The organism is Pelagibius litoralis, from assembly GCF_011683915.1.
Classification (GTDB): domain Bacteria; phylum Pseudomonadota; class Alphaproteobacteria; order Kiloniellales; family Kiloniellaceae; genus Pelagibius; species Pelagibius litoralis.
Map to the genome: position 1 here is coordinate 55,094 of NZ_JAAQPH010000017.1, position 18,604 is coordinate 73,697.

Here is an 18,604-nt window from a genome sequence, read left to right on the forward strand (position 1 = left end):
GCACCGGGGCCCTTTCCCGCGCCGCAGCAGGGTCCGCGCCGGACGGGGGGCGGCGGCGGTGCCAAAAGCGGGCGGCTGCGGCTTTAAGTCCCTTCCGTCGCCCCGGTTTTCGGCTATGGTGTCCCTTGCCGATTCCCGGTTCCCCCAACGCCTCGACCGAGGCACCGCAGCAGACGGAGACGAGCATGTCCGGTCTTCTCAAGACCGTCGATCCCGACGGGCTTCTGGAATACTCCGTGGTCTTCACCGACCGCTCGCTGAATCATATGTCCCAGTCTTTCCAGGGGGTGATGCGCGACATCTCCGCGACCCTGAAGCAGGTCTACAATGCCGAGGCGGTGGCGGTGGTGCCGGGCGGCGGGACCTATGCCATGGAGGCGGTGGCGCGCCAGTTCGCCGGCGGCAAGAAAGTGATGGTCATCCGCAACGGCTGGTTTTCCTACCGCTGGACCCAGATCTTCGAGGCCGGGAACATCCCCGCCGAGACCCGGGTGCTGAAAGCATGGCGAAGCGGCGAGGGGCCGCAGGCGCCCTTTACCCCCGTGCCCATCGAGGAAGCCGTGGCGGCGATCCTGGCCGAACGACCGGACGTCGTCTTCGCGCCGCACGTGGAGACCTCGGCGGGCATGATCCTGCCGGACGACTACATGAAGACGCTGGCCGAGACGGTGCACGCCGTCGGCGGGCTCTTCGTGCTGGACTGCATTGCCTCAGGCACCATCTGGGTAGACATGCAGGCGGTCGGGGTCGATCTGCTGATCTCGGCGCCGCAGAAGGGCTGGAGCGCTTCGCCCTGCAGCGGCCTGGTGATGCTGAGCGCCGAGGCGCACAAGCGCATCCATGGCACCACTTCTTCCAGCTTCGCCTGCGACCTGAAGAAGTGGCTGGAGATCATGGAGGCCTATGAGGCGGGCGGCCATGCCTATCACGCCACCATGCCAACCGACGCCTTGGCCGGTTTCCGCGATACCATGAAGGAGACGGAGGCTTACGGCTTCGACAAGGTGAAGGCCGAGCAGCAGGAACTGGGCGACAAGGTGCGCGCGCTGCTGGCGGGCAAGGGCTTCCAGTCCGTCGCGGCGGAGGGCTTCGGCGCGCCCGGTGTGGTGGTCTGCTACACCGACGACCCGGAGATCAGGACCGGCAAGAAGTTCGCCGCCCAGGGCCTGCAGATCGCCGCCGGCGTGCCGCTGATGTGCGATGAAGGCGATGATTTCCAGACCTTCCGCATCGGCCTCTTCGGCCTCGACAAGCTGCACAACGTCGACCGCTCCGTCGCCAATCTCGACAAGGCTTTGGGACAGATCGTCGGCGCGACCAACCTGCGGTGAGGGGAGGCTGGTAGCCGTCAGAAGGCCAACAGCCAGATGCCCCAGGCGACCAGACCCGCGCCGCTCCATTGCCCCAGCCGCTCGCCGAAGGGGGCGAGTTTCTCAATAGCGACAATCGAGGTCAGGGCAAGGATGGCGGCGAGGTTCATGACCCCCAGCACGAACAACAGGGCCATCAGGGCCCAGCAGCATCCAACGCAGTAGGCGCCGTGCTTTGTGCCCATGATCAGGGCGCCAAGCCGGCCTTTGCGCCATTCGGTGATCAGGAAGCCTATCGGCGTTCGGCATTTCTTCAGGCAGACCTGTTTGAGCGGCGTCCACTGCACCACGCCTGCGGCGATCAGGACACAGCCCGCGAGCCAGGGCTCCCGGATCACCAGCATGGGCGACAGCAGCCCGGCCGACTGCAGGCCCCACTGGGAAGCGGCGGCGGCGGCGCTGAAGCAAGACCAGACCATCAGATAGGCGAAGATGAACCATAGACTGGCTGTCGCGGCGGCCTTTGACGCCTGTCTGCTGCCGGCCACACGCCGGTGGATCAGAATCATCGGCACTGCCGAGGGCAGCATCATGGCGCCCATCATGACGGCCCACATGAGCCATACCAGAAAAACCTCTTGCGCCGACCACGCGGACTGCAGGGGCATCATCAGTCTGACCAAGGGGGCGTCCATGTGGGTGATCGACCACAGCGTCAGGCCCCAGCCGGCGGTCAACAGGCCGGCGAGCAGCAAGGCACCGTTGCGGAAGTATGGCGAGCGGTCGGGGCCGATTGCAGAGGGCATTGTCGCCGGCGATCAGCTGGCGTAGGCGAAATCGGTGGCGAAGCCGCAGCGCTCCTTGTAGTCCCACTGAAACGGTCCGTCGTTGTGGGTTAGGCTTGAGACGGACTCCTGTCCCGGATGGTCGTGGCCGGGGATACCGCAGGTCACGGTGCCGTCGAAGGCGACGTTTTCCAGGCTTTTGGCGGAGGCGATCCCGCCGATCCGGATCTGTTCGTTTCCGGCAGCGTGGTCAAGCGCGATCCTGGCCCGTTTCACGGCCAGCACTTTTGAAATGTTTCCGGTGAACAGAATGTTGCCCTTTGCGTTGCCCTGGAAAATCTCGCTCAATGCCTCGAACTGATCGTCCCCGGCATTCTCGTCGATATAGATGATGACGCTCCAGGGCGTGCCTTCTTCTTCATCGCTGTAGCGGCCGGCCATACTCACGGCGATACCGGAGAGGTCGACGCCGTCCGCGCTTCCCCTGTCGATTTGCCATGACAACAGAAAGTCGCAGATACCGTAAGTGGAAAGACCGTTCGCGACCCCGTTCTGCCGGCGGCAGGGGCATATGGCTTCACAGTTGCAAGCCTCGAAGTAGCTGCCTTGAATGTGGTATTCGTTGACGCTTGCCATTTCCAGTTCCTACCCTCCCATGAACTGCGATGCGGCGACCGCAATACATTACACGGCTTTACGCTGAGCGCATCCCCTACGTGACCGCCCTTGCCGTTGGTGGAGCCGGGTATTGGCGTGCCTGGGCCGCTAAGGCCGTACCGCGTCCGCCGTGCCCTGGATGAAAGCGATGATGCGGGTCAGTTCGTCCTCGCTGAGTTTGTCCGCGAAGTTGGGCATGCCGCGCTCCTTCAGGGCGTCGCTGAAGACGATCGCTGCCGCGTTGGTCAGGATACCCGCTTCGGAGTAGGCGAGGTTGGGGATGTTGCCGCCGTTATTGATGCCCGGCACGCCGTGGCAGAACAGGCAGTTGGAGACGTAGAGACCGGCACCCTCCGTCACGTGCTCCGGGTCGTAGGTAACGCCGGCGACCAGGGTGGTGCGGGTATTGGTCACCGTCGCCGGCATCGGGGCCTTGGCGCCGACGGCGAAGGTATAGATGCGCCCCGGCCCCACGCGTTCGGTCGCGCGCTCCAGCATGCCGTAGACGCCGCCCCAGCCGACCGCGACGCTGACATACTGCCGGCCGTCGACCTCGTAGGTCGCGGGCGCCGCCACCACGCCGGAACCGACGGGGGTCTGCCACAGGGTCGCGCCGCTGCCGGCGTCATAGGCGATGAAGCGGCCGTCCGCCGTGCCCTGGAACACCAGGTTGCCGGCGGTGGTCAGGGTGCCGCCGTTCCAGGGGGAGACGTATTCCTGGCGCCAGGCCTCCTCCTGCTTCACCGGGTCCCAGGCCAGCAGATGGCCGAAGGGCTTCGCCTTGGGCGCGACCGTGTTCAGCATGTGGCCGAGGTTCCAGCCGAGATTGCTGTGCGGACGCCCGGGCAGATGGGTGTCGAGTTTGAAGTCCGGATCATGCTGCTGTGTCAGGGGCACGCCCTGTGCGGGGATATAGACCAGCCCAGTCTGCGGATTGAACGACATGGGGTGCCAGTTGTGGGCGCCGAAGGCGCTGGGGATCGTCTCCCAGGCCTTGTCCTTGGCACGGGCGCCGGGCGCCTCGATGGGCCGGCCGTTGGCGTCATAGCCTTCGGCCCAGGTCACCTCGACGAAGGGCTCGGCGGAGAGGAATTCGCCGTTGGTGCGGTCGATGACGTAGAAGAAACCGTTCTTCGGTGCGTGCAGCAGCACCTTGCGCGTCCGTCCGTCGATGGGCAGTTCGGCCAGGATGATGTGCTGGGCGGAGGTGTAGTCCCAGCTGTCGCCGGGCGTCTGCTGATAGTGCCAGACATAGGCGCCGGTATCCGGGTTCAAGGCGACGATGGAGGCAAGATAGAGATTGTCGCCGCCGCCGGGGCTGCGCATGTGGCGGTTCCAGGGGCTGCCGTTGCCGGTGCCGACGTACATCAGGTTCAACTCGGGGTCGAAGGCCATGGAATCCCACATGGTGCCACCGCCGCCGGCCTCCCAGTACTTCGCCGAGGGGTCCCAGGTGGCGGCGGCGCGTGCCATGGAGATGTCCTCGAAAGGTTTGGCGGGATCGCCGGGCACCGAGAACCAGCGCCAGATCTGCGCGCCGGTCTCGGCGTCATAGGCAGTGATGTAACCGCGCACGCCGAACTCGGCGCCGCCGTTGCCGATAATCACCTTGCCGTTGTAGATCCGCGGCGCCCCGGTGATGGTGTAGGACTTGGCGCGGTCGATGACCGTGTCCTGCTCCCAGATCGGCTCGCCGGTTGCCGCATCGATGGCGACAAGGCGGCCGTCATAGGTGCCGACAAAGACCTTGCCTCTGTGCAGCGCCACACCACGGTTCACCACGTCGCAGCAGCCCTTGTAGGCATAGTCGCGCGGTACTTTCGGATCGTAGACCCAAAGCGCTTCGCCGCTACGCGCATCGAGCGCGTGGACGATGCTCCAGGACGCGGTGACGAACATCACGCCGTCGACGACGATGGGCGTGGCCTCGACGCCGCGGCGCGAGTTCAGGCCGTGGGACCAGGCAAGGCCGAGTTCGCCGACATTTTCAGTGGTGATGCCATCGAGCTTGCTGAAGCGCGTTTCCGCGTAGTCGAGGCCATGGCTCGGCCAGTGACGGCTTTCGGCTTCATTGGCCAGCACGGCTGCCTTGTCGACCCCGGCGGTGATTTCTCTGATCTTGTCAGCGGAAAGCGTTTGGGCGGTCAGTTCCGTGGCCCCCGCGACCAGGCCAACCGCCATCGTCAGCACCGCAATGCACCGCATTTTCGTCTCCCGGTTTCGCGGTCATCGACTGCTCTGTCTCCAGATGCGCCGTGACCTTGTTTATTATCTTGGGTTTCTTCTTTTGGCTTCACCGGTGAGCCCTTTAGTACTGCCCCGGATATCGGCAAAGCACGCTGTGATGGTAGCCGGAACCGCGTTGCAACGGAATAGCGAACCGCTGTGCCAATTTCTCGTCAGACTTGCTTGTGCATTGCTATGGGGGCTGGCGATGCAGCATTAGCGGATGGTGATCATCACTGATGGTGTGGTCCGGAAGCCACGTCAAAACCGCTGCGTCCGCTGCGGTTATGCCAGCGTCACGCTGTAGGCGGTGTCGCCGGTGTGGCAGAGGGAGATGCGCCATTCGACCGGCCGCCCGTCGAGCGCCAGGGCGATGCGGTCGATTTCCAGAAGCGGGTGGTCCCGTTCCAGGTCGAGTTGACGGGCGACCTCCGGACTGGCAGGCACCGCGCGCAGCCGTTCCAAGGCCTTGCCGACGGTGATGCCGTAGTCGCGGGCGAAGAGGGTATAGAGGGTATTCGGTAGTTCGCGGCCATCGTGGAGTTCGGGAAACAGCTGGTAGGGCAGGGCGATGCGCTCGAAGATCACCGGTTTCCCACTGATCGATCTGACGCGGGTGATGCGGATCACGGGGGCTTCGGCCTGGATCTGAAGCCTGGCGGCCTCGTCCTTGCGCGCCGTACCCAGGCCGCGGCGCAGAACGCGGCTTTCCGGCACAAGCGGTTGTCCCTCGCGGTCGGTCATCTTGAAAAAATGAAAGAGGGCGTGTTCCTGATCGTGTTCCGCCACGAAGGTACCGCGTCCCTGACGCCGGACCAGCAGGTTGTCTGCTGTCATTTCGTCGAGAGCCTTGCGCACTGTGCCCTGGCTGACACCCAATTCGGCCGCCAGCTGAAATTCACTGGGTAGAAGGTCCCCGGGTTTCCAGAAGCCACCGATCAGGCGTTCCACCAGAAGCTCTTTCACCTGCTTATAAAGCGGGCGAAAGCCGGGGATCGTGGATGCTTGGGTCGCCAAGTTTGACATTCCCCTAACCATGCGCGGCAGAGAGCTGAAATCAGTCTCTCGGTTCGAAAAGCCCTTGTCTTATATAAGATATAACATATAATTCCATATCCTTGAACAACAGATTGCCCGCCGCTGACCGATTGGCCCTTGGGCTGCCCGGGGGGCTCGCGATCTTTTTCAGGCTTTGAGGCAATCAATAAAGGGAGAGCATCCGAAGATGTCTGCACCTGATTTCATCGTGCATGATGCCGAAGACACGGTCGGGGTGATCGTGAAAGAGGGCATCGATGCCAACAGCACGCTTTCCGGCTGGATTCTGGAAGACGATTCGCGTTTCGAGATGGCGTGCATCGACGCCATTCCGCTGGGCCACAAGATCGCTCTTGGCGATATTGCCGAGGGGGACACCATCCTCAAGTACGGCCATGACATCGGCAAAGCGGTGGCGGGAATCGCCAAGGGCGGCCATGTCCATACCCAGAACGTCAAGACGAAGAGGTGGTAAGATGAGCGCTCAGAAAATTCACGGTTATCGCCGGGAAAATGGGCGCGTCGGCGTCCGCAACCACGTCGTCATTCTGCCATTGGACGACCTTTCCAACGCCGCCTGCGAGAAGGTGGCCAACAACATCGACGGCTGCCTGGCACTGCCGCATCACTATGGCCGGCTGCAGTTCGGTGAAGACCTGGAGCTGCATTTCCGCACCCTGATCGGCACCGGCAGCAATCCCAACGTCGCGGCGGTCATCGTCATCGGCATCGAGCCTGTCTGGACCGCCCGTGTCGTTGACGGCATTGCCAAGACCGGCAAGCGGGTCGAGGGCTTCGCTATCGAAGGCCACGGCGAGATCAAGGTGGTCGCCGATGCCTCGCGCAAGGCCAAGGAGTTTTCGCAGTGGGCGACCGAGCTGCAGCGCGAACCCTGTGATCTAGGCGAACTCTGGGTCTCCACCAAGTGCGGCGAGTCCGACACCACCTCCGGGCTGGCATCCAACCCGACCGTCGGCAACTTCATCGACAAGTTCGACGAGCTTGGTGCGACGACCTGTTTCGGCGAAACCTCGGAGCTGACCGGCGCCGAGCAGGTCTGTGCGACCCGCGCCGCGACGCCGGAAGCGGCGGAGAAGTTCCTGAAGACCTGGCAGGCCTACATGGACGAGGTTATCGAGCCACATAAGACCAGCGACCTTTCCGACAGCCAGCCGACCAAGGGCAACATCGCCGGCGGCCTGACGACCATCGAGGAAAAGGCTTTCGGCAACCTGCAGAAAATCGGCAAGAAGACGAAGTTCATCGACGTCCTGCAGCCGGCCGAGCAGCCAGCAAGCGGGCCGGGGCTCTACTTCATGGACACCAGCTCCGCCGCTGCGGAATGTGTGACCCTGCAGGCCGCCGCCGGTTTTGTGGTACATCTTTTCCCGACGGGCCAGGGCAACATCATCGGCAATCCGATCGAGCCGGTGATCAAGCTGACGGCCAACCCGAAAACGGCGCGGGAGATGGGCGAGCATGTCGATCTCGACGTCTCGGGCATTCTGCGTGGTGAGATGAACATGGACGAAGCCGGGGATGCCCTGATCGACATCACCCTGCGCACCTGCAACGGGCGTCTGACCGCGGCAGAGGCCTTGAAGCATCGCGAGTTCGTCATGACCAAACTCTATCGCAGCGCCTGATCGGTTCCGACGCAGGCACAAAACAAGGGGGAAGCGGCGTGAGCGAAGGTGAACGCTTTACGCTGGCCGAGGCACGCGACTTGGCGGTCAAGGCTTTGGTGACGGCCGGCACGGCGGAAGGAAACGCCCTGTCGGTCGCCACCGCCCTTGTGGCCGCCGAGGCCGACGGTCAGAAAGGCCATGGCCTGTCGCGGCTGGCCAGCTATGCCGGCCAGGTCCGAACCGGGAAAGTGAAGGGCGCGGCCGAGCCGCAGATCGAGCGACTATCGGCTTCGGCGATCCGGGTGGACGCCGGCGCGGGCTTTGCATTTCCGGCTTTGGATTGCGCCCGGGACGCCCTGGTGTCGATGGCCCGCAGCCAGATGATCGCGGTGGCGGCGGTCTATAACTCCCACCACTTCGGCCAGGGCGGCTATCATGTCGAGCGGCTGGCGGAGCAAGGGCTTGTCGGGCTGATGCTCGGCAATTCGCCGCAGGCCATTGCTCCTTGGGGCGGCACGCAGGGGCTCTTTGGTACCAATCCGATTGCGATGGCCGCGCCACGACGCGAGGCGCCGCCACTGGTTATCGACCTTTCCCTCGCCAAGGTGGCGCGCGGCAAGGTTATGGCCGCCGCCAAGACGGGCCAGGAGATTCCCGAGGGCTGGGCCCTGGACGCGGAGGGCCGTCCGACCCGGGACCCGGAGGCGGCGCTGGCCGGCACCATGATCCCGATGGGCGAGGCAAAGGGCGCCGCGCTGGCGATGCTCGTCGAAATCCTCTCGGCAACCCTGGTGGGCGCCAACCATGGGTTCGAGGCCTCTTCATTCTTCACCGCCGAGGGGCCGCCACCCGGTGTGGGACAATTGCTCCTGGCGTTCGATCCGACGCCGCTCTCCGGCGGTGGCTTTGCCGATCGCCTCGAAATCTTGGTTAATGCACTCCAGTCACAGCCGGGCGCCCGCCTGCCCGGGACCCGTCGTTTGACGGCGAGAGAGGTTGCCGAGCGTGACGGGCTACTCGTTCCGGCTGCAATTGTGGCAGAGATCAAGGCCTTGTTGCGCTAAGGCAGGCGGTATTGCCGGACCTCACGGTCCCTATCCAAGCTTGTAAAACCTTTCCGGCGGCTACCTCTATTACTCCAACAATTTGACTAATCAACTTGTTGATTGGTGATGGTAAGTCCATGCTATCCTATGCTTTAGGGTGGAATTGCGGGGCGGTACGCTAGCTCATGTATCGGCAGGGAGAGCAGATAAGGCGAGCCATTGAGGCGGCGCGGGCGAAGAAGCGTCGTCATGCCCGACGAAGGCGGTGGACTCAGGCCTGGGTTGATGGTGCCTCTTTGCTCCGCGTCGGACGATTGTCGGCGAGCGAGGCCGCTGGTGTTTAGGGACGAACGACGATCGGCGGGTTCAGGACTTCTTGCGAAAACCGCTGGTGGCTGGGTCAGGAGAGGGCTTCTTTGGATGGTTGCCATCCTGGTTGTGTCTCTTCGTTTCGCCGATCCGGAGCCGCTTCCGACCTTTCGGGACGCATTTTTCGATTTTGCCCAAAGGCTTTTGCCTGCGGGTGCCGAGGAGCCTGCCGAGAACCTTGTCATCGTGGATATCGACGAGCGGAGCTTGGCGGCGCTTGGCCAATGGCCCTGGCCGCGTGATCTGCTGGCCGATCTTGTCGGCCGGATCGCCGCCGGCAAGCCATCCGTTCTGGGTATCAACATCATCTTTTCCGAGAGCGACCGCCTGTCGCCGGAAAATCTGCTGAAACGCTTTCCCTTGGATGCCCCTTTGCGCGAGAGCCTGGCGGCTTTGCCGTCCAACGACAGCATGCTGGCGGCCAAGCTGCGCACGCTGCCGGTTGTGCTGGCCGCAGCGACGGCTGGTAATGAGGTTCCGGTTGCGGAAGGCGGCGCTGTGCAGACGCCGGTCCTGTTGCGGTTGGGCCGGCAGACGGGCTCGGAACTGCGACGCTATCCGGCTTTGCTCCGGAACCTGCAAGTGCTGGAGGACGCGAGCGCCGGTGTTGGTGTTGCCAGCCTGGCATTGTCCGGCGATGGCGTGATCCGCAAGCTGCCCGTCGTGATGCTGGTGGGCGATGCCATCCTGCCGAGCTTTGCGGTCGAGGTGCTGCGTATCGCCAAGGGAGCCGAAGCCATCTCGGTTGAGATCGACGGGCCGGGCGTGACCCGTGTGACCTTGGCCGAGACGACGATCGAAACGGCTTTTCCCGGTCATGTCTGGCTGCGAGACCGCAGCGCCGAATCGTTCTCGCGAATCTCCGCCGCGGCCTTGTTGGCGGACGAGGTTCCGCTTTCCCGCCTGCAGGGGCGTATCGTGCTTCTCGGCTCTACCGGGGTAGGCCTTGGCAAAAGCTTTATAACCCCTGGCGGAGAGTTGCGCGCGGCCTTGGACGTCCAGGCGCTTTTTGTTGAGAACCTGGTGAATGAGAGCTACCTGATCCGGCCCCACTATGCGGCGGTTTGGGAAGGAATTGCGGCCGCCCTCTGCTTCGCGCTGGTTATCGCCTTCACCTCCCGGCTCTCCGGTTATGTCAGTCTGGCAGCCGCTTTTACGGGATTGGTTTTCCTGTTTGCCGTTTCCCTCTATGTATTTGACCGGCATGCGACCCTGCTTGATCCGAGCTACGCTGCCCTGGTCCTTGTTCTCAGTTATCTGGTGATGCTGTCGCTTGGCATTGTGGAAGCGCAGCGGCTACGGCGCCGCAGCGACGAGGAAAGGGAGATGGCCCTGGTTCTGGCCGAAGCGGCCAATCGGTCGAAAACCAGCTTCCTGGCGAATATGAGCCACGAACTGAGGACGCCGTTGAATGCGATCTTGGGTTTTTCGGAAATGATGAAACGCGAGATTCTTGGGCCGGTTTCACCGCCGAAATACCGCGATTATGTGAGCGATATTCACCACATGGGCCAGCATCTGTTGTCACTGGTCAATGACATATTGGAGATGTCGAAGGTCGAGGCGGGCGAGAGCCAGATCACGGAATCGGAGTTTCCGGTGCGCGAGATCCTTGAAGAATGTATGCGAACGGTAAAGACGGCTTACCAGCATCGTGCCACCAGGATCGTTCAGGAGAGCACGCCGTTCTCGCCTCTGCTTTGGGGCGACCGGCGGATGTTCACGCAGATGGTTCTGAACCTGCTTTCCAATGCGGTGAAGTACACACCCAGTGGAGGCCAGGTAAAGCTTACCGGCAAGGTAGGCGATGACGGTGCCTATCGCCTGTCGATTTCCGACACAGGCATCGGTATGTCGGACAAGGAAGTGACCGAAGCCTTTGAGCCCTTTCGCCGCGTCGACCATGCCCTGGCATCCAACCTTGAGGGCATTGGGCTGGGCCTGCCCCTGACCAAGGCGATGATTGAAATGCATGGCGGAAAGCTGGAGGTTGCCAGCGTTAAGAACCACGGTACGACCGCAACCCTGGTTTTTCCCGCCGAGAGGGTTCGCAGTCCGATCGAACGAGTGAGCGAAGAGGAAAAGCGCTATGAAGAGTCCGCTTGAAATGCGCCGGGTTATCCCGGGACTGATGCTGACCTCGGCACTGCTGTTGCTTGGGGGAACGCCCACAGCGGCGCAGCAGGAACAGGTCGCTCTGGTCAAGGTGATTGCGGGAGAAGCCTATGCCCTGCGGGCCGAGCAGCGCGCCGAACTCGACGTTGGCGAGGCGATCTTCGCCAAGGACATCGTGGAGACCGCCGATGGATCCGTCGGTCTGACCTTCAAGGATGGATCGCGGATTTCGATCGGTCCCAACTCGCGGGTTCAGTTCACACAGTTCCAGTTCGCCCCGGCGGAGGGGCAACTGTCTTTCCTGATCGAGTTCTTCCGTGGAACCATGCTTTACGTCTCGGGCGTGATTGCAAAGCTCTCACCAGACGCTGTGAAGGTGAAGACGCCGGTGGCCACGGTGGCTGTGCGCGGAACCCGTTTCCTGGCAGAAGTTGAGGGAGATTGATCTATGCTGCGCGCCCTAGTTACGCTGATAATTCTGCTCGGTCTTTCAGCCTGTGCCGGGAACAATCGTTTCGTGCTGCTGGAGGAGGAGGACGGCAGCGTCGGTTCGATCGTCATCGAGAACGAGGCGGGTTCGCAACTGGTCGATGAGCCGCGGGAGACGACCCGGGTCGGCAGTGCCACGACCGCGCCAAGCGAACCGAAGGTCATCAGCGAGCAAGAGATTGCGGAGACCTGGGGCTCGACGATCGAGGCCAGTCCCCTGAAGCCGAAGACTTTCATTCTGTATTTCATTGTCGGATCGAATCGCCTGACCCCGGATTCACAGGCTCAGTTGCCGGCGATTCTGGAATCGATCAAAGAGTATCCGGCCGCTGAGGTTTCCGTTGTCGGGCATACCGACCGCACCGGATCGGAACGGCGCAATGCCCAACTCGCGCTGGATCGGGCAGAGACGATCCACGATCTCCTGATAGCCGAGGGCCTGGACGCGGGCCTGGTCGATGTCGATTCCCACGGTGAGAGCAACCCCTTGATCCTGACCGAGGATGAGGTCGCCGAGCCGCGTAATCGCCGCGTCGAGGTGACCGTGCGCTAACCTTGTCCCGGCGAGCGCAAGACCCTCTTCGGAGTGGTAGGGACTGCCTCTGAGAGAGCCTCGTATTCGGCCATATTCTCCCGACCTCTGTCCCGGGAGGGACATCGCGCTCTATTGAACCTTTTTGGCCGTTGCGGCGACCAATAGCGGATGCCGTTTTGCCTGCAAGGCGGTGTCCTGCCCGCAGCGACCGGAGGATCAACAGGTGGTCGAATCTCTCATTCTGCGCTTTCTGGCGCTTCGCGCCCTGGTGGCCTTTACCTTGGTCGCGTTGTTGATCGTCGCCCTGATCAGCGACGTCGGGGCCAGTAAGGTGGGGGCCAGCGAGGTGGGAACCGGTCAGCCGGAGCTGGAGGAATGCGGTCGTGTCGGCGAAGTTCCGAACTAAAGTCTCTTATCTTGGCTACGCTGCGATGCTTTTCCTCGTCGTGATCTACTGGCTGATGGTGCTCTTACGGAGCGCCATCTATGCGTTTCATAGCCCCGTGGAGGAGCCGTCAAATATAGTTGACTACGGTCGCGAAGATGCCTGGTTCGAGATCGCGGTTTTCCTGTCGGACGCTGCGGATTACGTCATTTTTCTAAGTGTCGTCTGTGCGGTGCTGGCTTTTGCATCGTCTGTTCTGCCGGCTGGCAAAGCAGCGACGGCTAAACAAGACTATCCCCTCTACCAAAGCCACAGGGCATATCAACGACGCTATGGGACGATCGCGCTTTGCTTTCTCCTGCTCTTCCTTTTGACGCTGCAGCCATTCGGTTTTTATCTCGAGATCGCGGCAGTCGCGGTGCTCGCCTGGTCTTCCTGGATCATCGTTAAAGGGTGGCGGGCCCTTGCCGGCGAGAGGATCGTGACCGGGCCGCCAGCATGGTGGTTGGGCCTGGCTGCCAATCTGCTCTTCGTCGCTGGGGTTGTTGCACTTTTAGCTGCCGTTGAACTCGTCGGCCTTCGGCTGCGATAACCCAAAAGCCGGATTAATTTGAGGAACCCCACGATGGCATCGAGTTGGATGGTAACGACCTCTTATCTGGCTTATGCGGTCGGCCTCTTGTGCATGGCCGCGAGTTGGTTTGCTTTCCTGGCTGTCTGGGTCGTCTATCGACAGATTGACGCAGGCAACCTGGAGGAATCTTGGCGCGCGACCGGCCATCTTGTCGCGCGGTCTTCATGGCTTGCTCTGTGGCTTTCTGCTGTTTCGATTCTCTCCGGCTTCGCGGCGGCCTTGCCGGGTGGGGTGGAGGCCGGTTCTCTCGGACAGACCCATCGGTCATTTCTTCTGCGTCTGGCGCCCATCGCGGCGCTCTGTTTTGGCTTGGTCTTTCTGGCTGAGGGGCGGATGGGGTCGCTTGACGCCGATCTTCTTTCCGTTGCTGCCTTGCTTTGGTGTTTCTGGCTGCTCGCCGCCGGTTGGCGGGCGTTCTGCACCGATGTCACCGTTGCCGGCCCCTTGGGATGGCAGGTCGCACTCGCTGTCAGTCTTGCCGTCGGGGGTTTCTGCGTTTGGTTCTTCTGTTGCTTTCGCATGACCCGCCTCTTTTAGGTTTACCGTGCCGCTCGTTTGCCGGTCCGTTCCCCGAATGCGCCATTGACGGCAGGTTACAAGCGGTCGCAGGCTCTAACCTGCGGTCGGTGAGGGAAGAGGGATCTATGGCAATTGTTCCGCAGATAGTTCAGGGGTCTTACGATGCCGCGCTTTTCGACTTCATTGCGAAAAGCGAGGGTTTCGTGGCGCGGGTCTACAGCGATCATCGCGGCATACCGACACTGGGGCTGGGTTATGCCCTCTTGGTGGACGCGCCGGGCTGGCCGAAACGGCAGGGACTTGGCGACGATCTTTCCGCTATCGGCGTGACATTGAGCGAGGCCGATGAGGCCCTGCTCGATTCACTCAGCCGCGCTCTGGCCGGCGGCGCGGTGGACGAGGCAAAAGCCCTGGTAGCGCCCTGGAAACCAGGCGAGGACCCGGCCGCCGGCAATGCTTTCAGTTTTCTGATCACCCGTGAGCAGGGCCGGGCGCTCTTTGAGCGTATCCGGCCGGATTATGAGGGCATTCTGACCCAGCGTCTGGGCCGCCCTTTGCTGCAGGCGCTTGCCGGGTCGCAGGAGTTGATGGTGCTCTTCTCCCTGACCTACAACAGCCCCGCTTTGATCGGCCCCGGCCTGACCGCGGCCCTGCGCGAGGGCGCGCGGGAGAGGGCCTGGTACGAGATCCGCTTCGGTTCCAACCGTGAACGGCACCGCGGTCTTCAGAACCGGCGCGATCACGAAGCGGAGATGTTCGGCGCCCTGAATGCCCAGCCTACGGCGGCCGAACAGCTTGCCTTTCTTCAACTGATCGATACGCGGCGCGACAAGATCACGCGCTATCTTGGGCAGGTGGGCTTGGAAAGGGACGGGATAGAGACTGTCCTGGCGGGCCTGGAAGACAGTGCCCGCACGACGCGCCTGGCTTGAGGGGCGCGCGCTTTGTTGTGCCGCGACGGCATTTCGCCCGCGAAATTTAGCGAGTCATCGTGTTAGCTTGCCGACCGTAAAGATAATCGGTGCTTCGGGAGGGCAAGCTATGGCGAAAACGCGTGTCGGTGTGATCGGTCTCGGTTCCATGGGGTTTGGCATGGCGGTGTCGGCACAGAAAGCCGGCCTGGAGGTTGTCGGGTTCGATCTCGCTGCCGAGCGCCGGGACGCGCTGGTGGCAGAGGGTGGCAGCGTCGCTGCCTCCTTGCGCGAGCTTGCCGGGGGTGTAGACGTTCTGGTTTCGGTCGTGGTCAACGCGGCCCAGACCGAGGCTGTGCTTTTCGGCCCGGACGGCGTGGCTGAAGTGATGCCGGAGGGGGCGGTCTTCGTGTCCTGCGCAACGGTCGCGCCGAAGTTTGCCGGCGAGGCCGCCGCCCGTTTGGAAGCCGGTGGCCGGCACTACCTTGATGCCCCGATGAGCGGTGGCGCAGTCGGCGCCAATGCGGGGGCGCTGACCTTCATGGCCTCCGGCAGTGCCGCGGCCTTCGAGCGTGCCGATCCGGCGCTGCAGGCCATGGGCAAGAAGATCTACCGGCTCGGCGATACCGCGGGGCGGGGGTCTTCGATGAAGCTGATCAACCAGTTACTGGTCGGCATTCATATTGCGGCTGCCGGTGAGGCCATGGCGATGGCGGTCAAGCTGGGGCTCGATCCCGAGGAGGTCTATGAGGTGATCAGCAATTCAGCCGGCGCGTCCTGGGCCTTCTGCGACCGCGTTCCCAGCATGCTGACCGGCGACTACAGCCCCAAGTCCGCGGTCAGTATTTTCACCAAGGATCTTGGGATCGTGCTGGATACGGCGCGGGCCGAAGGCTTTCCCGTCCCGCTGGCGGGTAATGCTTTGCAGTCCTACCTGATGGCGGAAGCGGCGGGCATGGCCGGCGATAATGATTCTTCGGTGGTGCGGGTCTATGCAAAACTGGCGGAGCTGGATCTGCCGGGCGGCTGAGTGCCGATGGCTTGGGTCCATCGGCTGCGTCAGTCTTTGGCCCCCGGTGCTTCTCCGAGCTTGACCCTCTCTTCCAGCAGGCTCCACAGTGCTTCGATCATCGGGCCGCGGGGGGCCTTCAGCCGATAGGCCGTTATCATAACCTCCGGCGCCAGGTGCTCCCCCGGCAGACGGACCAGGGCACCGGCGGCCAGATCGGTCGCAACCAGTTCGGCCGGCAGCCAGGCCACGCCGGTTCCATGCAGGGCGACCCTGCGCAGGCTCTCGCTCAAGGGGCTTTCAAAGACCGTCCGGAACTTGCCTGAGTAGCGGTAGAGAATCGGCGCCACGATCTTCTCGGAGAACGAGAAGCTGGTATAGGAGAGGATCGGGATGGGCTCTTTTGCTCCCTCCAGCCAGTTCTCAGGCAGCGCCGCCGCAAGGGCGGGGGAGGCTACGGGAATCATCTGGTCCCGGCCGATCCGCAGAACGCTCAACTGAGAGAGGGTTGCCGCGTCCAGCTTCACCATCGCGCTCTCGTAAGACAGCACGACGTCCGACAGGCCGGCCTGCAAAGAGTCGAAGTAGGCTTCGATGTCCTGGATTGAGGGCAGGATCGAGAGAGATCCTTCGGGATGCAGCCGGGCAAAGCGGGCGGCAATGCGCGGCAGCAAGCTCAAGGCCAGCGTGTGAAGCGTTACGATGCGCACCGCCGTCTGGCTGCGGGCGTGCATCAGGCGCAGGTCTTGGCGTGATAGATTGATATCCGCGATGAGGGCCTGCGCCCGGGGCAAGAATTCTTCGCCCGCCGTGGTCAACTGAACCGGGAAAGAAGACCGGTCAAACAGCGTTACCCCCAACCAGTACTCAAGCGAGCGTATCCGGCGCGAGTAAGCGGGTTGGGTGACATTGCGTTCATCGGCCGCCCGGCTGAAGCTTCCGGTTCGGGCAAGCGCGACAAAATCATCGAGCCATTTCAGTTCCATCTGCCACCAACAATAGCAGCATCGCTTTGGCTCAAAAGAGCAAAGGTCAGAGACTGTCTTGTAACGGCCAACCGCCAACGGCCGGTTGAGTCTTCACGGTTGGCTGCCACTCCCGGGAATCTAAAAAAGCTCATCAGCGGTACCATCGCGCGTGGACGGCCTGGAAGTCTGCATTGACTCTGTAAGTCATCGAACCTCGTCAATCATTGCTGCACGGGCCTTTAGCTTTGCGCGGATCTGATCCACCGGTCAACGGGGCGGTCGCTGGAAAAGTAAGATAACTGACTGGAATGATTGGCATTCCAAGTCATGCCGTATCGGCATAACGATCCAACGCAAAGGTATTGGACAACCCCCTCCGAAGAAAACCAACTAGCAGGCATAAAACCAAGCGTGACAGGGAGACGCAAACAACATGAAACTGAGATGGACTCTGATGGCCGTGGCGGCGACGCTTGCCGTGGCCATGCCGGCGCAGGCCCAAAAGGCCAAGGATACGCTGATCGCCGCTTTCCCGCGCGAGGTGAAAACCACCGACGGGCTCTACTCGACAATCCGGGAGAACGACATCCTCGGGTTGCTTGTCGACGACGCGCTATACTACGTGGATCCGGAAACGCAGCAGCCCGTTCCGCTTGCTGCGCAGGGTCATGAGTTCACTGACGACAAGACGTTGGTCGTCACGCTGCGCCCCGACGTGACCTTTCACGATGGCTCCCCGTTGACCGCTGCGGATGTCGTCTACTCTTTCAGGCATATCGTCAGCGAGGCGGGCGAGACCCGCTATGCCACCCGGATCGGGCGCTGGCTGGAAAGCATCGAGGCTGTCGACGACACTACGGTTCAGTTCAATATGAAGCACCCCTACGCAATGGTGCTTTACGATCTGAGTTACTATTCCAAGCTGCGCAAGCTTGGCGCCTATGAAGTCGACGGGGTCATCACCCCCAACGCCCAGCAAAACCAGGTCAACGGAACCGGCCCCTATCGGGTTGTGGATTTTCAACCGGGCCAGAGGATCGAGTTGGCGCTCCATGACGGCTATCGCCAGGATAGCCCCAAAGCCATGGCATCGATTCAGAACATCGTCATCCGGATGATCCCGGATTTCTCGACCCAGGCTGCGGAGGTCATGTCAGGCGGTGTTCAGTGGACCTTCAACGTCCCCACGGATATCGCAGAAAACGTCGGCCGCACCGGGCGTGCTCAGTTCGTTGCCGGCCCTTCGATGCGTGTCGGCTACATTGCGCTGGATGCCATGGGCCGCTCCGACCCCAATGCACCGACGAGAGACGTGCGCGTGCGTCAGGCGATGAACTACGCCATCAATCGCGAGGATATCGTTTCCAACATCACCGGCGGTACGGCGCGGCCCCTTTGGACTGCCTGCCAGCCGATCCAGTTCGGCTGTACGGAAGATGTGCGGACCTACGACTACGACCCCGAAAAGGCCAAGGCGCTTCTGGCGGAAGCCGGTTATGCCGAGGGTTTCGACCTGGAGTACTGGGCGGCCCGCGACCGTCCCATTCAGGAAGCCATCGTGAACTACTGGCAGGCGGTGGGCATCAATGTAAGCCTGCGCTATGTGAAGTCTGTCTCCAAGCCGCGTAATGCCGGCGAACTGACGGCCTTCTACGGCTCATCCGGATCATTCTCCATCCCCGATGCGGGCGCGATCATGCCGGACCGCTTCATCCTGGATGTTGCGCGCGTCTATACCGGCGATCAGGAACTGAGCGACCTTGTGGCGAGCGCCAACGCGACCTATGACGCGGCGGTGCGAGAGGCGCGGTTCCATCAGGCGGTCAAGCACATTGCCGAACAGGCTTATTGGGTGCCTGTGCAGAAGTATACCCAGAACTTCATGCTGTCGAACGACCTGGTCTACGTGCAGCCGGAAGACGGCATGCCGCGGCTGTTCATGGCCAAGTGGAAATAGTGAGTCGTATCGGTCACGCAAGG

Annotated in this window: 18 protein-coding genes; 13 read left to right on the forward strand and 5 right to left on the reverse strand. The window is 62.3% G+C overall.

Translation table 11 applies throughout. From position 1 onward, the window contains the following. Positions 1–185 precede the first annotated feature (185 nt). A complete protein-coding gene (locus tag HBA54_RS20230; RefSeq protein WP_167228037.1) occupies positions 186–1,331 on the forward strand; it encodes an aminotransferase class V-fold PLP-dependent enzyme in 1,146 nt (381 codons plus the stop codon). A gap of 17 nt (positions 1,332–1,348) precedes the next feature. On the opposite strand, the gene HBA54_RS20235 is transcribed toward HBA54_RS20230, so the two are convergent. The 4 genes from HBA54_RS20235 to HBA54_RS20250 all read right to left on the reverse strand — a co-directional run bounded on the left by HBA54_RS20235 (position 1,349) and on the right by HBA54_RS20250 (position 5,995). Continuing rightward, positions 1,349–2,116 (reverse strand): DUF2182 domain-containing protein, encoded by a 768-nt coding sequence (locus HBA54_RS20235; RefSeq protein WP_167228039.1) that lies wholly within the window; start codon positions 2,114–2,116, stop codon positions 1,349–1,351. 12 nt (positions 2,117–2,128) lie between these two features. Beyond that, positions 2,129–2,731: a DUF1326 domain-containing protein gene (locus tag HBA54_RS20240; RefSeq protein WP_167228041.1), complete on the reverse strand. Its 603-nt coding sequence runs from the start codon at positions 2,729–2,731 to the stop codon at positions 2,129–2,131. Positions 2,732–2,860: 129 nt separating this feature from the next. Continuing rightward, entirely contained in the window at positions 2,861–4,957 is a 2,097-nt protein-coding gene (locus HBA54_RS20245) for a PQQ-dependent dehydrogenase, methanol/ethanol family (RefSeq protein ID WP_167228043.1), read from the reverse strand. A gap of 306 nt (positions 4,958–5,263) precedes the next feature. Next, the gene (locus HBA54_RS20250) at positions 5,264–5,995 is read right to left on the reverse strand and encodes a GntR family transcriptional regulator (protein WP_205944788.1); all 732 of its coding nucleotides are present in this window, start codon (positions 5,993–5,995) and stop codon (positions 5,264–5,266) included. Between the two features lie 208 nt (positions 5,996–6,203). Between HBA54_RS20250 and HBA54_RS20255 the strand changes: the two genes are divergently transcribed. The 11 genes from HBA54_RS20255 (at position 6,204) to ltnD (ending at position 15,677) form a co-directional block, all read left to right on the forward strand. Beyond that, on the forward strand, positions 6,204–6,491 hold the full coding sequence (locus HBA54_RS20255; protein ID WP_167228047.1) for a UxaA family hydrolase: 288 nt from the start codon (positions 6,204–6,206) through the stop codon (positions 6,489–6,491). 1 nt (position 6,492) lies between these two features. Beyond that, the gene (locus HBA54_RS20260) at positions 6,493–7,662 is read left to right on the forward strand and encodes a UxaA family hydrolase (protein ID WP_167228049.1); all 1,170 of its coding nucleotides are present in this window, start codon (positions 6,493–6,495) and stop codon (positions 7,660–7,662) included. Positions 7,663–7,700: 38 nt separating this feature from the next. Then, positions 7,701–8,708 carry an Ldh family oxidoreductase gene (locus HBA54_RS20265; RefSeq protein ID WP_167228051.1) on the forward strand — a complete coding sequence of 336 codons (1,008 nt, stop codon included), beginning with the start codon at positions 7,701–7,703 and terminating at the stop codon, positions 8,706–8,708. A gap of 402 nt (positions 8,709–9,110) precedes the next feature. Beyond that, a complete protein-coding gene (locus HBA54_RS20270) occupies positions 9,111–11,165 on the forward strand; it encodes a CHASE2 domain-containing protein (protein WP_167228053.1) in 2,055 nt (684 codons plus the stop codon). Next, entirely contained in the window at positions 11,149–11,619 is a 471-nt protein-coding gene (locus tag HBA54_RS20275; protein WP_167228055.1) for a FecR family protein, read from the forward strand. The genes HBA54_RS20270 and HBA54_RS20275 overlap by 17 nt, the downstream gene beginning before the upstream one ends. Positions 11,620–11,622: 3 nt before the next feature. Further along, complete coding sequence (locus HBA54_RS20280; protein WP_167228057.1) at positions 11,623–12,216, forward strand: OmpA family protein; 594 nt, start codon at positions 11,623–11,625, stop codon at positions 12,214–12,216. A 205-nt stretch (positions 12,217–12,421) separates the two neighbouring features. Next, entirely contained in the window at positions 12,422–12,604 is a 183-nt protein-coding gene (locus tag HBA54_RS20285) for a hypothetical protein (protein ID WP_167228059.1), read from the forward strand. After that, a complete protein-coding gene (locus HBA54_RS20290) occupies positions 12,582–13,175 on the forward strand; it encodes a hypothetical protein (RefSeq protein ID WP_167228061.1) in 594 nt (197 codons plus the stop codon). Before HBA54_RS20285 ends, HBA54_RS20290 begins: the two co-directional genes overlap by 23 nt. A 33-nt stretch (positions 13,176–13,208) precedes the next feature. Further along, complete coding sequence (locus HBA54_RS20295; protein ID WP_167228063.1) at positions 13,209–13,754, forward strand: hypothetical protein; 546 nt, start codon at positions 13,209–13,211, stop codon at positions 13,752–13,754. A 107-nt stretch (positions 13,755–13,861) separates the two neighbouring features. Beyond that, entirely contained in the window at positions 13,862–14,668 is an 807-nt protein-coding gene (locus tag HBA54_RS20300) for a lysozyme (RefSeq protein WP_167228065.1), read from the forward strand. 109 nt (positions 14,669–14,777) lie between these two features. Next, complete coding sequence (gene ltnD / locus HBA54_RS20305) at positions 14,778–15,677, forward strand: L-threonate dehydrogenase (RefSeq protein WP_167228067.1); 900 nt, start codon at positions 14,778–14,780, stop codon at positions 15,675–15,677. A 29-nt stretch (positions 15,678–15,706) separates the two neighbouring features. Here ltnD and HBA54_RS20310 read toward each other — a convergent pair whose 3' ends face one another. Continuing rightward, positions 15,707–16,642 carry a LysR substrate-binding domain-containing protein gene (locus HBA54_RS20310; RefSeq protein ID WP_167228069.1) on the reverse strand — a complete coding sequence of 312 codons (936 nt, stop codon included), beginning with the start codon at positions 16,640–16,642 and terminating at the stop codon, positions 15,707–15,709. Positions 16,643–17,057: 415 nt separating this feature from the next. On the opposite strand from HBA54_RS20310, the gene HBA54_RS20315 reads away from it, so the two are divergent. Beyond that, complete coding sequence (locus tag HBA54_RS20315; RefSeq protein ID WP_167228071.1) at positions 17,058–18,581, forward strand: ABC transporter substrate-binding protein; 1,524 nt, start codon at positions 17,058–17,060, stop codon at positions 18,579–18,581. The last annotated feature ends 23 nt before the right edge of the window (positions 18,582–18,604 follow it).

Bases quoted from the DNA above. Each gene is read 5' to 3' on its own strand.
- HBA54_RS20230 (WP_167228037.1), top strand. From the start codon at position 186: ATGTCCGGTCTTCTCAAGACCGTCGATCCCGACGGGCTTCTGGAATAC.
- HBA54_RS20235 (WP_167228039.1), bottom strand. From the start codon at position 2,116: ATGCCCTCTGCAATCGGCCCCGACCGCTCGCCATACTTCCGCAACGGT.
- HBA54_RS20240 (WP_167228041.1), bottom strand. From the start codon at position 2,731: ATGGCAAGCGTCAACGAATACCACATTCAAGGCAGCTACTTCGAGGCT.
- HBA54_RS20245 (WP_167228043.1), bottom strand. From the start codon at position 4,957: ATGCGGTGCATTGCGGTGCTGACGATGGCGGTTGGCCTGGTCGCGGGG.
- HBA54_RS20255 (WP_167228047.1), top strand. From the start codon at position 6,204: ATGTCTGCACCTGATTTCATCGTGCATGATGCCGAAGACACGGTCGGG.
- HBA54_RS20260 (WP_167228049.1), top strand. From the start codon at position 6,493: ATGAGCGCTCAGAAAATTCACGGTTATCGCCGGGAAAATGGGCGCGTC.
- HBA54_RS20270 (WP_167228053.1), top strand. From the start codon at position 9,111: ATGGTTGCCATCCTGGTTGTGTCTCTTCGTTTCGCCGATCCGGAGCCG.
- HBA54_RS20275 (WP_167228055.1), top strand. From the start codon at position 11,149: ATGAAGAGTCCGCTTGAAATGCGCCGGGTTATCCCGGGACTGATGCTG.
- HBA54_RS20280 (WP_167228057.1), top strand. From the start codon at position 11,623: ATGCTGCGCGCCCTAGTTACGCTGATAATTCTGCTCGGTCTTTCAGCC.
- HBA54_RS20295 (WP_167228063.1), top strand. From the start codon at position 13,209: ATGGCATCGAGTTGGATGGTAACGACCTCTTATCTGGCTTATGCGGTC.
- HBA54_RS20300 (WP_167228065.1), top strand. From the start codon at position 13,862: ATGGCAATTGTTCCGCAGATAGTTCAGGGGTCTTACGATGCCGCGCTT.
- ltnD (WP_167228067.1), top strand. From the start codon at position 14,778: ATGGCGAAAACGCGTGTCGGTGTGATCGGTCTCGGTTCCATGGGGTTT.
- HBA54_RS20310 (WP_167228069.1), bottom strand. From the start codon at position 16,642: ATGGAACTGAAATGGCTCGATGATTTTGTCGCGCTTGCCCGAACCGGA.
- HBA54_RS20315 (WP_167228071.1), top strand. From the start codon at position 17,058: ATGAAACTGAGATGGACTCTGATGGCCGTGGCGGCGACGCTTGCCGTG.